Source organism: Lentzea sp. NPDC036955 (genome assembly GCF_055608005.1).
In genome coordinates, this window is the sequence record NZ_JBVJRC010000001.1 from 226,329 (window position 1) to 240,186 (window position 13,858).

Sequence of the window (13,858 nt, forward strand, 5' to 3'; positions counted from 1 at the left end):
CGGCGGTACTGGTACGAAGACTCGCCACCGCGCCGGTGGTTGCTCCCCGCGGCGAAACTGCGACGTGGCTCATCGGGCAGTTCTGCTCAGCGCGAAACCTTCCGTCGCGCGGCGTACAAATGACACCTCCGGGCGTTGACATGAGTTGTCAGCCCAACCCCTGGAGGATCAGCGATGACGACCACCGTGGCCCGCCCCCGCATCACGGTACGGCGGGTGGTGTTCACGCTCGTCCTCCTCAGCGTCACGACGCTGCTGTTCTGGGTGCCGTTCGAGGGCCTGTTCGCGGCGTCGGCGCAGTGGCCGGGGCCGGTGCGGCCGATCGCGGCCGTCGTGTTCGCCGCGGCGGCGATCAGCATGATCGTGCTGTTCACCCGCAGGAACTCCGACCGCGCCGCGCGGATCTCGCACTTCCTGCTGGGGTTCGTGTGGATCGCGTTCGTCTGGACGCTGCTCACCGACGTGGTGCGGCTGGTGCTGGCGCTGGCCGGTGTGGAGAACCCGTTCCGCGCGCGGTTCATCGCCGTGCTGCTGGCGGTGCTCATCGTCGCCGTGACGGCGTACGGCGTGCACGAGGCCATGCGGGTGCCGCGGGTCAAGCGCCAGGACGTGACGATCCCCCGCCTCGACCCGGCGTTCGACGGGCTGACCGTCGCCGTCGTCACCGACACCCACTACGGCGCGATCAACCGCGCGAAGTGGTCGCGGGGCATGGTCGACGCGGTCAACGAGCTGAACGCCGACGTGGCCGTGCACGTCGGTGACATCGCCGACGGCACCGCCGAGCAGCGCCTGGAGCAGGCGACGCCGCTGGGTGACGTCACGGCGGCGCACCGGTTCTACATCACCGGCAACCACGAGTACTACTCCAACGCCCAGGGCTGGATCGACCTCATGACCCGGCTGGGCTGGAAGGCGCTGCACAACGAGCACGTGGTGCTCGAACGCGGCGGTGCCCGCCTGGTGTTCGCGGGCATCGACGACATCACCGCCGACCACTCCGGCGAGCCCGGCCACGCCGCCGACCTCGCGCTCGCGTTGCGCGGCACCGAGGCCGGCGACCCGGTGGTGCTGCTCGCCCACCAGCCCTCCGAGATCCGCAAGGCCGTCGAGGCCGGCGTGGACCTGCAGCTGTCCGGTCACACCCACGGCGGGCAGATCTGGCCCTTCCACCACCTGGTGCGGTTGCAGCAGCCGGTGGTGGCGGGCCTGAGCCGGCACAGCGACCGCACGCAGCTCTACACCAGCCGCGGTGCCGGTTTCTGGGGCCCGCCGATGCGGGTGTTCGCACCGAGCGAGATCACCCTGCTGACGCTCAGGGCCGCATGAGGTGCCCGGTGTCGTTGAACCTGACCAGCCGCGGTGACCGGCCGGCCGTGTAGCGGATGACGGTGAGGGCGGCGTTGTCGTTGTCCAGCGTCAGCCACTGCTCGGGTGCGGCGTCGAGCGCGTCGCGGACGAGCCAGCTGATCAGGAACGCGTGCGTCACCACCAGCACCGGGCCGTCACCCGGCCGGGCGAAGCGGGTCTCGGCCTCGTGCGCGAGCGCGGGCCCGCGGGTGCGCTCGGACTCGGGGAACCGGTCGAAGAACTCGTCGTGGTCGGGGACGAAGTGCGGCACGAAGTCGTCGGCGGCCGCCTCGGCCCGGCAGGGCACCCCCAGCACCTCGGCGATGATCGACGCGGTTTCGGCTGCCCGCGGCAGTGGACCGTGGTGCACGGCGGCGAACCCGGTGCCCCGCAACCGTTCCGCGAGCAGCTCGGACTGCCTGCGCCCGTGCGCGGTGAGCCGCGTCTCGTCCTTCGTCGCCTCGCCGTGCCGGACCAGGTGGAGATCTCTCGTCACGACGTGCAGTGTGCCTTGACGGCACTTGCGGCGTGATGGGCGTATGTCGGTCCGCGGCGGTTCCAGTCCTGACCTCGGTTGAGGAGCTGCACCGTCAGGGTTCCGCTGCTCCGGAACCTGCCGGCGGCGACCCACTGCCCGCGCCGGTCGACCTGCTTGATCGCGAACGACGCGACCGGCGCGCCCCCGACCCCGTTGCGGTCGTACACGAAGTACACGGTCGGGTTACCGCCGACGGCGGTCAGGTCCCCGCCGGGCACGTGCACCGACACCTCGCACGTGCCGGCGGCGGCGAACGTCCACATCGCGTAGGACGACGAGTCGTCCCGCCGCGCGTCACCCGACATCGGCACCGACACGAACGCCGACCCGCACCTGCCGTCGCCGTGTTCGACCCAGCCCCGCCGCCCGTCCCGGTAGGACCCGACGCTGCGGTAGCCCCCGCACCCCGGCCCCGACGTCACCGTCTTGGCACCGCTGGGCGCGCGCTCGACGGGAGGCGGCGGCGGAGCGGGCGGCGGCGTGGTCGTGGTCGGCACCAGCCCGAGCGCCGAGGAAGCGAACATCGGGTCCGTGCTCGCCGAGGACTCCACCGGCAGGTCCTCCGCGGGCGTGATCGCGCCGGGCAGGTAGCTGTGCGTGGGCATCGCCTCGGTCGGCGCACCGGGCTCGCTCAGCCCCACGACCGCGATGCCGGCCACGACCAGCCCGGCGGCGGCGACGGCGATCACGACGAGCCGCCGCTTCACCGGCGGCTTCTCCTCCGGCGCGGGCGCGGTCTCCTCCGCGAGGGCCCGACGTCCCTGTCCCCTTGCGCGGACAGCGGCGATCAACGCGGGATCGAGCATCACGTCGGTCGGGTCGTCGGGGTAGTCGGTCGGCACGCAGCGCAGTGTGCCAGCCGCACAACACCACCCGAACGCGTGGTTGTTTCACGAACGGGTCATTCGCGTTCAATCCACCGCACGCAGTAGCAGCCGCTCGCCGGTTCGGTCGACACGGTGTGCCGGGCTCTTGGTCCGCGGGCCGTCCCACGTGCGGTCATCGGGTCCGCGAATCGCCGGGAAACGGTGGCGGGGCGGGAGTCCGGTCACGATCTGGACACACCTGCGGATCGCGCCGATACCACCGTGTTTCGGGTGGCTACTTCCTCATCCGCCCAGCCACCAGCAGCAACACCAGCCCGAGCACGCACATCCCGAGCGTGAACGCGTACACCGACCGGAACCCGATCCCCTGCGCCACCCCGAGCAGCGGCCCCGCGATCATGGTGCCCACGATCTGCGTGTTGCTGAACATCGTCGTGGTGTGACCGGGCCGGCCGGGGTCGAGGCTCTGGAAGTACGTGATCCCCACGCCCATGATCAGCGAGATGACCGTGGCGTGCAGCAGCTGCGCGGCCATCACCTGCCAGACGGAGTCGGCGACGAGCATGACTCCGTGGTAGCCCAACGAGATCGCGGCGCCGATGACGACCATCATGTGCAGCGACTTGCGGTTGGCCAGTGCGCCGAACCAGAGCATCATCGGGATCTCCAGCGCCGCGCACAGGCCCATCACCAGGCCCGCGTCGCCCGCGGTGCCCTCCAGGTTCGTGGTGACGAACAACGGCAGGCCGCTCACCGCCAGCGCGACGGAGCCCTGCAGGAACGTGAACGCCACCGAGACCACCGAGATGCGGCCGCGCGACGGGCCGGCGGGTGCCTCGTCCTCGACCACCTCCCGCGGGGTCTCGGCGGGGACGGGCAGGAACCAGGCGATCACGGCCACGCCGAGCTGCAGCGCGGCGGTCGAGGCGAACAGGCCGAACCAGCCGACCTTCGACACGAGCAGCGCGGCCACCGGCGGACCGGCCACCCAGGCGACCGACAGCAGGGTGCGCAGGACGCTGACGACCATCGACGGGCCCTGCGAGACCGCGCGGCCATAGGCGAACAGCTGTGGCAGCAGGGAGGAGGTGATCGCGATGAACAGCACCGAGGTGCCGAGCAGGAACCAGTAGTCGCGCGACACGGCGAACAGGCCGTAGCCGACCGCGCCCGCGACACCGCCCGCCACGAGCATGAACCGGCGCTGCACGCGGCCGTCGGACAGCCTGCCCATGACCGTGCTGGCGACCACCGACGCGATCGGTGAGGCCAGCAGGAAGAAGCCGAGCTGGAAGGGCGTGACCCCGATCTCGGAGGTCAGGAACAGCGAGCCGAACGGCAGCGCGAACGCCATCGACACACCGGTGACGACGCTGATCACCGCGAGCTGGAAGAAGGAACGGGACAGGAGCGGCGAGGGGGTTTTCTCGCTGATTGCCGTCACGAACGGATACTGCCTCCTGGCCGGTGAATCAGGAAACCAAATATCCCATTGTGCGGGCAACATCTCACACGACGACGACCGCGCCGTCGCGACGGTGATCTCCACCACCCCTGAGCAGGCCGGATCCGGTGCGCTGCACGACCTGGCAGCCGCCGAAGAACATGTTCGGCGCGCGGAAGAACGTCATCGGCAGTTCACTTTCCGGTCGAATTCCCGGTTCCACGTGGAGGTGGTCGCCGCTCAGGTGCAGGCGGGGTGCGTCGACCGCTTCCTGCGCGGGCATCCCGCGGTCCAGGACGTTCACGAGCACCTGCAGGATCGCACCGCTGATGCGGCTGGACCCGGCACTGCCGAGCACCAGTTCCACACCGTCGCGGCCGGTCACGACGGTCGGCGACATCATCGACGGCAGCCGGTCGCCGGGTGCGTGGCTGAAGAAGCCGTCGGGCGAGAGCTCCTCCTCGCCCATCATGTTGTTGAGGTGCACGCCGGCGATCGCGATGCCGGAGCCGGCGCCGTTCGTGGTCGTGACCGAGCACGCGGTGCCGTCGGCGTCCAGCACCGAGATGTGCGTGGTCGAGCCGAGCCGGTTGAGGGGCACCTTCGGCGTGGCCATCGCGCGGATCAGGTCGGCCTGCGACGGGTTGTCCGGCACCGTCTCCAGCATCTGCGCGAGCAACGCACCACCCGCGGCGGGCGGTGGGTTCGTGTGGACGTCACGGCCGCGGTGCCGCGCGTGCAACGGCTCGCGCTCGATGACCTCGTACGCCGCGAGGTCCGCCCTCGTGAGGTCACCACCCGAGGAGCCGATGCGGTCGGCGATCGTGGCCGCGATGTCGCCGGTGTAGAACGGCTCGGCACCGTCCTGTCCCAGGCGCAGCAGGGACTCGGCGAGCTCGGGCTGCACGAGCAGCTCGCCTTCGGACAGCGCGGTGAGCCCCGCGCTGCGGGCCAGCGGCAACAGGATCGAGGTGACGTAGGCCTGGTAGCGGTTCACGCGGTGGCCCTCCCGCGCGTGCTTCGCCGCCGTGGCCACGAGTTCGCTCAACGGCGCCGTGCCGTACCGGGCGGCGGCGGCCGCACCGGCGGGCATCCCGAACGCGGCGACCGACGACGGGCCGACGTGGAACTCCTGCTGGGCGTCGCCGAACCGGACCACGATCGGGTCGAGCGGCGCCCGCTCCGCCGCGGCTCCGCGACCGGGTGCCTGGGCGGAGAAGTCCAGCAGCACAGGGGATTTCCCGGCCGACGCGATCATCATGTACCCGGCCGCGCCCAGGCCCGTGAGCAGCGGCTCGGTCACGCACGACGTGAGCATCGCCGCGACGGCCGCGTCGACGGCGTTCCCACCGGCGCGCAGCAGCGCCGCGCCCGCCTCTGCGGTGAGCGGGTGACCCGCCGCGATCGCTCCACGCACCGTTGTCGACCTCCACTGAAGAGACCGTCAACGGTAGCCCCGGTGACGATCGCCGAGCCACCCGGCCCGGCAGGGCGGCTCACCGGATCGGTCGACGGGGTTGAAAGGCGGAGCAAAACGGGTAAATCGACAACCATGGACTGGATCACGAAGCTGATGGAGGCACTGGGCTCTCCCGGCGCGGGCCTCGCGGTCGCGCTGGAGAACGTCTTCCCGCCCGTGCCCAGCGAGGTGATCCTGCCGCTGGCCGGGTTCACCGCGGGGCAGGGCAAGATCTCGCTGGTCGCCGCGATCCTGTGGACCACGGCCGGCTCGGTCGTCGGTGCGCTCGTCCTCTACGGCCTGGGCGCGTGGCTCGGGCTGGAGCGGCTGCGCAAGGCGGCCGACAAGATCCCGTTCGTCACCGCGTCCGATGTGGACAAGTCCGACGCGTGGTTCGACAAGCACGGCAACAAGGCCGTGTTCCTCGGGCGCATGGTGCCGGTGGTGCGGAGCCTGGTCTCCATCCCCGCCGGGGTGTCCGGGATGCCGATCGTGAAGTTCACGGTCTACACGGCGGCGGGCAGCCTGCTGTGGAACACCGCCCTGATCCTCGCCGGGTACGCGCTGGGCGAGAACTACCAGCTCGTCGACCGCTACCTGGGGTGGGTGTCCACGGTGGTCATCGCGGCGCTGGTCATCGCCATCGTGTGGTTCGTGGTCTCGCGGTCCAAGGCCCGCCGCTCGTAGAGCACCGACGCGACCGCGACCGCGAGGCCCGCCAGCGACAGCCCGACGCCGACCCACGCGGTGGACACGTAGCCCCAGCCCGCCGCGATGGCCAGGCCGCCGAGCCACGCGCCCGCGCCGTTCGCGACGTTGAGCGACGAGTGGTTGGACGACGAGGCCAGCACCGGCGCGTCCGGTGAGGCGTCCATCAGGCGGATCTGCAGGGCAGCGGCCAAGACCTGGATCACGAACCCGAGCAGGAACAGCAGCCCGAACAGGAACACCGGCATCGTCGCGGTGAAGCCGAACAGCACGAGGATCACGCAGACCGCGACCAGACCGCCGAACACCGACCCCATCGCCGAGCGGTCCACGAACCGGCCGCCGAAGGTCGCGCCCAGGGTCATGCCCAGCCCGAACACCGCGAGCATCCACGGCACCACGCCCGCGGGCAGACCCGCGACCTCGGTGGTCAGCGGCGCGACGTAGGAGTAGACGGCGAACATGCCGCCGAAGCCGATCATGCCGGTGAAGATCGCGAACCACACCGTCGGCCGGCGGAACGCCCTGACCTCGCCCTTCATCGACGCGTCCGCGTCCAGCGGCACCCGCGGCACCCACGCGGCGATCGCGAGCGCCGTCACCACGCCGATCACCGAGACCGACAGGTACGCGGTGCGCCAGCCGATCTGCTGGCCCGCCGCGGTGGCGAGCGGGACACCGACCAGGTTCGCCACGGTCAGCCCGACCATCACCCGTGCCACCGCCGTGCCGCGGCGTTCCGGTGCCACGAGCGTCGCGGCGACGACCGCCGCGATGCCGAAGAACGCGCCGTGCGGCAGTCCCGCGACGAAGCGGGAGAGCAGCAGCATGGTCTTGTCCTGCGCGACGACGGACAGGCCGTTGCCCAGCGCCACGGCGAGCATCAGGCCGATCAGCATGCCCTTGCGCGGCAGTTTGGCGCCGAGCACCGCGATCAGCGGCGCGCCGACCACGACACCGGCCGCGTACAGGCTGATGGCGTGCCCGGCCTCGTAGTCGGGGATGTCGAACGTGGCGGCGATCTGGGGCAGCAGCCCCATGGTCGCGAACTCGGTGGTGCCGATGCCGAACCCGCCGAGCGCGAGCGCGGTCATGGCGCGGGTGGTGTTCACATTCGCTCCTGATCAGGTGTCCGGTCGGCGCTGACGCAGGACGAATTAGTTAGCAGCAGGAACCATCCTACGGTTCTTCTGACGCGCTTCAGAAGCCTCGGGCCGGTGCCTCTGCTCACACGCGGCCCGCCTGCGGCGCGCAACCGAACGCGTCTGCCCGGTGTCCCTGTCCGCAGGGGAGATCACACCCGGGGGAAGACGAGATGAAGGCTCATTCGTGGCTGGACGCCGCGCCGGCGCCGACCAGCGACCGCCCGTTCACGGTGCGGCGCTCCAGCGCCATCGAGGTGACGGCGACCGCGAGACCGGCGACGGCGAGCAGCGCGCCGATCCAGTTCGGGGCGGTGTAGCCGAGCCCGCGTTCGATCGCGAGACCGCCGAGCCACGCACCACCGGCGTTGCCCAGGTTGAAGGCGGCGATGTTGGCCGCCGACGCGAGCGCGGGCGCGCCCCCGGCGGTCTGCATCACCCGCATCTGCAACGGCGGCACGGTGGCGAACCCGGCGGCACCGAACAGCACGATGGTGACCGCGGCGGCCCACTGCGAGTGCGCGGTGAACACGAACGCCGTCAGCACAGCGGCCAGCGCGACCAGGATGACCACCAGGCTCTTCAGCACCGACCGGTCCGCAGCCCGGCCGCCCAGCAGGTTGCCCGCGAACAGGCCGACGCCGAACAGCACCAGCAGCCACGTCACGGCACCGGAGGAGAACCCGGCCACCGACGTCATCATCGGCGCGATGTAGGTGAACGACGCGAACACCCCCGCGAACCCGAGCGCGGTCATCAGCAGCGCCAGCCAGACCTGCGGGTTGCGGAACACGGCCAGCTCACCGCGCAGGTCACCCGCCCGCGCCTGCTGCCGGGGCACCAGGAACGCGATCCCGAGCAGCCCGACCACGCCCAGCGCGGTGACCGCCCAGAACGTCGAGCGCCAGCCCAGCTCCTGCCCCAGCGCGGTGCCCAGCGGCACCCCCAGCACGTTCGCGACGGTCAGACCGGTGAACATCAACGCGATGGCGCTCGCCCTTCGGTGCGGTGCGACGAGGTCGGCGGCCACCACCGAGCCGACGCCGAAGAACGCGCCGTGCGCCAGCGCCGCCACCACCCGGCCGCTCATCAGCGCGCCGTAGCTCCCGGCCACCGCGGACAGCAGGTTGCCCGCGATGAACAGGACCATCAGCCCCAGCAGCATCTTCTTGCGCGGCAACCGGCCGCCCAGCACGGTCAGCAGCGGGGCACCGACCACCACGCCGAGCGCGTAGCCGGAGATCAGCAGGCCCGCGGAGGGGATGGAGACGCCCAGGTCACCCGCCACCTCGGGCAGCAGCCCCATGATGACGAACTCGGTGGTGCCGATGGCGAAGGCGCTGATCGCGAGCGCGAGCAGAGCGACAGGCATGTCACACAGTCCTTGAAGTCGTAGGTTGTCCGCGTCAGCAATAGTTGCACACGCGGGCAATTGCAGGCGACTTCTGAACCGGTGAAGCCCATCACGCGACGAGGCCGGCCCCCTGCGCGGGGACCGGCCTCGTCAGCGGTGGGTTCAGATGCGCGGCACCTCGTTGAGCGTCCGGCCGTTCAGCGGCTGCACGGGACGGGCGTCACCCGCTGGGAACAACGCCTGGAACCGGGCGATCGACGCGGCCGACACGGTCTGCTCGGCCGTGAGGTACCACTCGACGCCCTCGGTGAACGGCGCCGTGGTGAGCGAACCGGTGTAGTGCAGCGTGTGGTGGCTCGCGGGGAGCAACCGGTTGAGGTCGATCGGTGAGATGTCCACCGGCTCACCGCACTCCGGCGACAACGCCGACAGGACGGTGTCGACGGCCGAGCGTCCACCGGCCCGCAGCGGGACGCCGACGACGAGCAGCCTGCCCTCGGCGCTGCGGTGCACCAGGTGCATCTCCAGCGGGTAGCGCCGGCCGGAGAACTGGTGCTCCGACGGCGTGTGGAAGTGGAACTGCACGAGGTCGTACCTCGTACCGGCGACGGTGACGTGACCGGCACCCGGCTCGACCCCCGCCTCCTCGGTCTCCTCGTGGTCGCGGACCGCACAGCCGTCCGCCTTGTCCGCGTCCTTGCGGACGTACTTCAACTCCAGCGCGGAGTGCCCGTAGGTCACGTCGAGCTTGGGCGCGTGCGGGTCGAGCCGGATCGCGCCGGGCGTGACGTTGACGGGACTCTGCCTCGGTGTCCCCGACTCGGCCGGGCCCGCCGCGAAGAACGACGTGGCGAGCACCAGCGACAGGAGAGCCGGAAGGGACCGTTTCAGGTTCATCGCGCCACAATTCACCCGATCGAGTGAAATGAGGAAGTGGAGTGTGTTCGCGCTCTCATTGAGACGTCTTTCGTTTTGGCACAAAAATCGGACTTAACCCCCAATACGGGAGCACAACCGCAGGTGAACCGCTTCAGAAAGGCGCGCGGCAAACAATACAAAAGTCGGAATTCAAGAACTTCGGAGTTCCCGTTTACGGACGCCCGTTTCGTTCCGATCGGGAGCAATTACCCAATGGTCACTATCGCCTACGACCGAACCAACGTCGACCGACTTTCTTTCAGTCAGCACTGAATCACTGAGCACATCGCTGTGGAGCGAGGCGACCGGCTGGTCCCACCAGTACGCGCGCCGGGTCAGGGTGCGCTCTCGCGGGTGGCCGAGGCGTGCAGCGCGGGCACCACGTGCCGCAGCCGGTGCGGCGTGGCCGCACGCCATCAGTCCATCACCGGAACTCGTGCACCACTTCGATCTCGCCGACGATGTGCTCGTTGAACTCGGCCAGCTCCTCCGCGGGCACCCACAGCTCCAGGATCGTGCGCCCACCGGCCTGCTGCACCGGGTACCGCCGCAGGAAGCCGGTCTAGACGTGAAACCGGGTCACGTACCCGACCCCGCTGTGCGGCACGTTCCACTCGCGGGCGATCTTGACCGCGTACTCCTCGTTCAGCACGGGGTAGAAGATCGGCTGGTCGGGCAGGCGCGGCGGCCAGGCGCGCCAGCCGGACTCCCGGACGAGCTCCAGCTCCTCGGGTCCGGTCGGCCGCCACAGCGCAGTCGTGTTCACACCGGTGGACACCACCCACGGCGGCACCGCGCCTCATCGGGTTCTCGGCAGGCGGACAGGTGTCCGCATCGTGCTCACCCCCACCGGGCACTACCCGCCGGCGCGGCAGTCGCCTGCCGGCCCCACCCGCAACCACCACGCGGCCAAGGCGCGCGCCTGTGCGGGAACACGGGTGTCGGCGTGCATCTCGCGGAGCAGGCACCGGTGCGCGTCCGTGCCGATGCTGTACACGAGACCGCGCAGGATGTCGTCGTCGAGCGGGGACGGCCGGTTCCGGAACAGCGCCGTCTGCGTCGCGACGATCGCCCGCCACACACCCTCGTCGAGCCGACCGGGGCTGTGCGTGGAAGCCCATGCGGCGGCATGCCTGTTGCGGGCCGAGAGCGCGGGGTCGAGCAGCAGGGCGCGCACCAGGACGCGGTGGGTCGGCGCGCCCAGCTTGTTGAGCAGTCCCAAGCCCCGTTCGACCAGCAGCTCGTCGCGCAGGTCCCCTGCGGCGAGCCAGTCGGTGACCGCAGTGGCGAGCGGTTCCCGATAGGGCGTCGCGGTGATCAACGCGGTGGCGTAGAGCCGTGCGTCGGGGTTCTGGCGGAACAGGGCCTCACCGACGAGCTCGGCCAGCACCTCGTCCACGCCGGGCTCCGCGGCCGCCGACCGGGCCTGGGCGGTGAGCGCGAGGTGGGCGCTGACCCGGTTGTCCACCACGGGCTCGGGGGTGTCGCGCAGTCGCAGCACGTGGCCGAGCTCCACGGCCATCGGGGTGACCAGCGGGTGGTCGTGCCCCTCGGCCAGCAGTGCGGTGGCCAGGTGCCGGAGCTCTGCGGTCTCGGTCACCATGAAGTGCCCGCGCCGCACTTTGGCCACGGCCGCGAGCAACGCGCCGTGCAACGCCCGGACGCCGTCCGGGTCGCGCAGCTGGGCGAGCACGTACCGGCTCGCGCTCGGAAGAACGCTGTTGTCCAGCAACGAGATCGGCTCGATGCACACCGGCGTCGCCCGGTCGTCCGCCATGCCGGTGCAGATGTCGAGGGCGTGCGGTGCGCTCGCCCGGTGTTCGAGCAGTCGGCTCATGGCCTCCTGGCGGACGAGCCACTCCGTCTGCTCCTCGATCACCAGTTCTCCCAGCAGGTTCTCGGCGATCGCGGCCCACAGGCGTGGCGGGTGCAGCAGCAGGTCCGGCCGGGCGGCGACCGCGCGGGTCAGGTCCCGCCAGTCCGTTCCCGCCATCGCGCCGGGGACGCACGCCCGGTCGAGGAGCTCGTGCAGTGCCGCGTCCGGCAGGTCACCACCTTCGGTGGTCGGCTGCTCGTCGTTCAGGAACCGGCGCGCTGCCTCGTTCGCCACGGTGAGCATCCGACCGGGAACCTGCAGAAGAGCTTCGTACCGGTGCAGGACCGTGCCGTCGGCAAAGGACTCGCCCTTCTCCCACCGGGTGATCTGCGACGGCGACAGCGCGCTTTTCCCGTCGGCGCGGAAAGCCCTGGCGAAGCTCCTCGCGGATCGGAACTCGTCCCGGCGGCCGAGAATTCTATTCGTCCGCAGGAGCCACGCCTGTCTTCGTCGCGTGCGCCTACCGATCATTTCCGCAGTGTTGCACGGAAAATGCGTTCCACTCGGGGGAATCCGCCGGAAGACGCCGTGCCACCGGCCGGATCGCACCGGTGGCACGGCAGCGGCGAGATCAGCAGTGGCCCACCGACGGCTGGTGTGACACCACGCCCGAGCTCAGGTAGCCGACGTTCGCGCAGTAGGTCGCCTTGAACCACCGGTTGGACCCGAAACCGTTGGGACCACCGTCGATCCAGCAGTTGATGTCCACCCACTGGTCGTGGATCGTGACGATGAGTGCCGCGCCCAGGTTGGGGTCTTTGCGCAGGTTGCCCTCGTCGACGTACCCGCGCGCGGCGAGCGCCCCCGCGTCCGGGGTCGCCGACGCGACGCCCGCCGTGCCGCCGAGCAGTGCCGTCACCAGCAACGCCGAACCCAGCAGTTTTCCGATCATGTGTCCTCCCTCGTCCGGGCTTTGTCCGCCCGAGAACAAGTTATGAGGACCGCACGCCGGGAATGCCGACCGTTGCACGACAATTTCACCGTGCAACAGCAGCACTGGACAAAATCAAGTCACAAAAGGCAAATAGAGGACAGATTCAAGACGTCACCTCAGCCGCGCATGCCCGCCGCCACCGGCTCGCCGAGCTCGTGTCCCAGCATCTCCTGCACCGCCACCGCGATCCGCTCCGACGGCGACCCGGTCCCGTACGGTGACGGGATCTCCCGCAGCGCCGCCCGGTGGGCCGGCACGTCGTCGAGCCACCGCAGCACCGACGTGCCGATGCGCGGACCCGGCGGCACGAGCGTGCCGAACGTGCCCTCGATCTCCGGGCGCTCGGTGCTGCGCCGCACCACGACCACGGGTCGCTTGAGGACGCTGACCTCCTCCTGGATGCCGCCCGAGTCCGACACGACGACCGCGGCGCCCTGGGCGAGGGCGAGGAACGCGCGGTACGGCTGCGGTTCCACGACGCGCAGCGCGGGCAGCAGGCCGTCGAGGCCGAACGCGCCGATGCGCTGCGCGGTGCGCGGGTGCAGGGGCAGGACGACCGGCAGCGGCAGGCGGCCCAGCTCGCGCAGGACGGTCTCCAGGTTCGCGGCGTCGTCGACGTTCTCCGGGCGGTGGACCGTGGCCAGGACGTACCGGTCGCGCGTCACACCGGCGGTGGCCAGCGCGGTGCGCTCCTCCTCCGGTGACGGGAGTGCGTGGGCGAGGGCCTCGACGACGGTGTTGCCGGTGACGACGACCCGGCTGTCGGCCACGCCCTCGGCCAGCAGGTTGTGGCGGTTCAACGGGGTCGGGGCGCAGCACAGGTCGGAGAGGTGGTCGATGAGCACCCGGTTGTGCTCCTCGGGCATCGCGCGGTCGTAGCTGCGCAGGCCCGCCTCGACGTGCACCAGCGGCACGTCGCAGGCGTTGGCGGCCAACGCACCCGCCAGCGCGGAGGTCGTGTCGCCCTGCACCACCACGGCCGCGGGGCGCTGGCCGGCGAGCACCTCGTCGACGGCGGAGACCGCGCGGCCCAGCTGGTCACCGCGGCGCAGGCCGCCGAGGCACAGCTCGTGGAAGGCGCCCGGCTCCGGCACGTCCCGCCGGATCTGGGAGTACATCGAGCGGTCGTAGTGCTGACCGGTGTAGATCATGGTGCACGCGCTGCCGAGGTGGTCGACCAGTGGTGCCAGTTTGATCAGCTCTGGCCTGGTGCCGCACACGATCGTCACGGTGTTCGTTTCCCGCACGGCGGCAAAGTACTTCATCGATCTTGAAGAACTCGCCTCGTTCACCCGAAAGCGTTGCTTG

General features: G+C 70.6%; 13 protein-coding genes. 2 read left to right on the forward strand and 11 right to left on the reverse strand.

Annotated elements, in window-relative coordinates; genetic code table 11:
• Positions 1-174 precede the first annotated feature (174 nt).
• Positions 175-1,329: a metallophosphoesterase gene (locus ACZ7CF_RS01095; RefSeq protein ID WP_360387621.1), complete on the forward strand. Its 1,155-nt coding sequence runs from the start codon at positions 175-177 to the stop codon at positions 1,327-1,329.
• Here ACZ7CF_RS01095 and ACZ7CF_RS01100 read toward each other — a convergent pair.
• The 4 genes from ACZ7CF_RS01100 to ACZ7CF_RS01115 all read right to left on the reverse strand — a co-directional run bounded on the left by ACZ7CF_RS01100 (position 1,316) and on the right by ACZ7CF_RS01115 (position 5,576).
• Positions 1,316-1,846 (reverse strand): histidine phosphatase family protein, encoded by a 531-nt coding sequence (locus tag ACZ7CF_RS01100; RefSeq protein ID WP_360387618.1) that lies wholly within the window; start codon positions 1,844-1,846, stop codon positions 1,316-1,318. The genes ACZ7CF_RS01095 and ACZ7CF_RS01100 overlap by 14 nt on opposite strands.
• A complete protein-coding gene (locus ACZ7CF_RS01105; protein WP_470368506.1) occupies positions 1,843-2,730 on the reverse strand; it encodes a hypothetical protein in 888 nt (295 codons plus the stop codon). Before ACZ7CF_RS01105 ends, ACZ7CF_RS01100 begins: the two co-directional genes overlap by 4 nt.
• Positions 2,731-2,989: 259 nt before the next feature.
• Positions 2,990-4,159, reverse strand: coding sequence for a sugar efflux transporter (locus ACZ7CF_RS01110; RefSeq protein ID WP_470368507.1), 1,170 nt, complete (start codon positions 4,157-4,159; stop codon positions 2,990-2,992).
• Between the two features lie 64 nt (positions 4,160-4,223).
• Positions 4,224-5,576, reverse strand: coding sequence for a gamma-glutamyltransferase (locus ACZ7CF_RS01115; RefSeq protein ID WP_470368508.1), 1,353 nt, complete (start codon positions 5,574-5,576; stop codon positions 4,224-4,226).
• Between the two features lie 135 nt (positions 5,577-5,711).
• On the opposite strand from ACZ7CF_RS01115, the gene ACZ7CF_RS01120 reads away from it, so the two are divergent.
• Complete coding sequence (locus tag ACZ7CF_RS01120) at positions 5,712-6,305, forward strand: DedA family protein (RefSeq protein ID WP_360387598.1); 594 nt, start codon at positions 5,712-5,714, stop codon at positions 6,303-6,305.
• Here ACZ7CF_RS01120 and ACZ7CF_RS01125 read toward each other — a convergent pair.
• The 7 genes from ACZ7CF_RS01125 to wecB all read right to left on the reverse strand — a co-directional run bounded on the left by ACZ7CF_RS01125 (position 6,212) and on the right by wecB (position 13,797).
• Positions 6,212-7,438, reverse strand: coding sequence for an MFS transporter (locus ACZ7CF_RS01125; RefSeq protein ID WP_458433205.1), 1,227 nt, complete (start codon positions 7,436-7,438; stop codon positions 6,212-6,214). The two genes, ACZ7CF_RS01120 and ACZ7CF_RS01125, sit on opposite strands and share 94 nt — an antisense overlap.
• A 211-nt stretch (positions 7,439-7,649) precedes the next feature.
• Positions 7,650-8,840 (reverse strand): MFS transporter, encoded by a 1,191-nt coding sequence (locus ACZ7CF_RS01130; protein ID WP_360387592.1) that lies wholly within the window; start codon positions 8,838-8,840, stop codon positions 7,650-7,652.
• A 144-nt stretch (positions 8,841-8,984) separates the two neighbouring features.
• Positions 8,985-9,719 carry a carbonic anhydrase family protein gene (locus ACZ7CF_RS01135; protein WP_470368509.1) on the reverse strand — a complete coding sequence of 245 codons (735 nt, stop codon included), beginning with the start codon at positions 9,717-9,719 and terminating at the stop codon, positions 8,985-8,987.
• A 583-nt stretch (positions 9,720-10,302) separates the two neighbouring features.
• Positions 10,303-10,506: a hypothetical protein gene (locus tag ACZ7CF_RS01140; RefSeq protein ID WP_470368510.1), complete on the reverse strand. Its 204-nt coding sequence runs from the start codon at positions 10,504-10,506 to the stop codon at positions 10,303-10,305.
• Between the two features lie 90 nt (positions 10,507-10,596).
• Complete coding sequence (locus tag ACZ7CF_RS01145; RefSeq protein WP_470368511.1) at positions 10,597-12,087, reverse strand: hypothetical protein; 1,491 nt, start codon at positions 12,085-12,087, stop codon at positions 10,597-10,599.
• Positions 12,088-12,187: 100 nt separating this feature from the next.
• The gene (locus ACZ7CF_RS01150; protein ID WP_360387580.1) at positions 12,188-12,508 is read right to left on the reverse strand and encodes a hypothetical protein; all 321 of its coding nucleotides are present in this window, start codon (positions 12,506-12,508) and stop codon (positions 12,188-12,190) included.
• A 158-nt stretch (positions 12,509-12,666) separates the two neighbouring features.
• A complete protein-coding gene (gene wecB / locus ACZ7CF_RS01155) occupies positions 12,667-13,797 on the reverse strand; it encodes a non-hydrolyzing UDP-N-acetylglucosamine 2-epimerase (RefSeq protein WP_458433210.1) in 1,131 nt (376 codons plus the stop codon).
• Positions 13,798-13,858: the final 61 nt, after the last annotated feature.

Bases quoted from the DNA above. Each gene is read 5' to 3' on its own strand.
- ACZ7CF_RS01145 (WP_470368511.1), bottom strand. From the start codon at position 12,087: ATGATCGGTAGGCGCACGCGACGAAGACAGGCGTGGCTCCTGCGGACG.
- ACZ7CF_RS01150 (WP_360387580.1), bottom strand. From the start codon at position 12,508: ATGATCGGAAAACTGCTGGGTTCGGCGTTGCTGGTGACGGCACTGCTC.
- ACZ7CF_RS01135 (WP_470368509.1), bottom strand. From the start codon at position 9,719: ATGAACCTGAAACGGTCCCTTCCGGCTCTCCTGTCGCTGGTGCTCGCC.
- ACZ7CF_RS01095 (WP_360387621.1), top strand. From the start codon at position 175: ATGACGACCACCGTGGCCCGCCCCCGCATCACGGTACGGCGGGTGGTG.
- ACZ7CF_RS01120 (WP_360387598.1), top strand. From the start codon at position 5,712: ATGGACTGGATCACGAAGCTGATGGAGGCACTGGGCTCTCCCGGCGCG.
- ACZ7CF_RS01130 (WP_360387592.1), bottom strand. From the start codon at position 8,840: ATGCCTGTCGCTCTGCTCGCGCTCGCGATCAGCGCCTTCGCCATCGGC.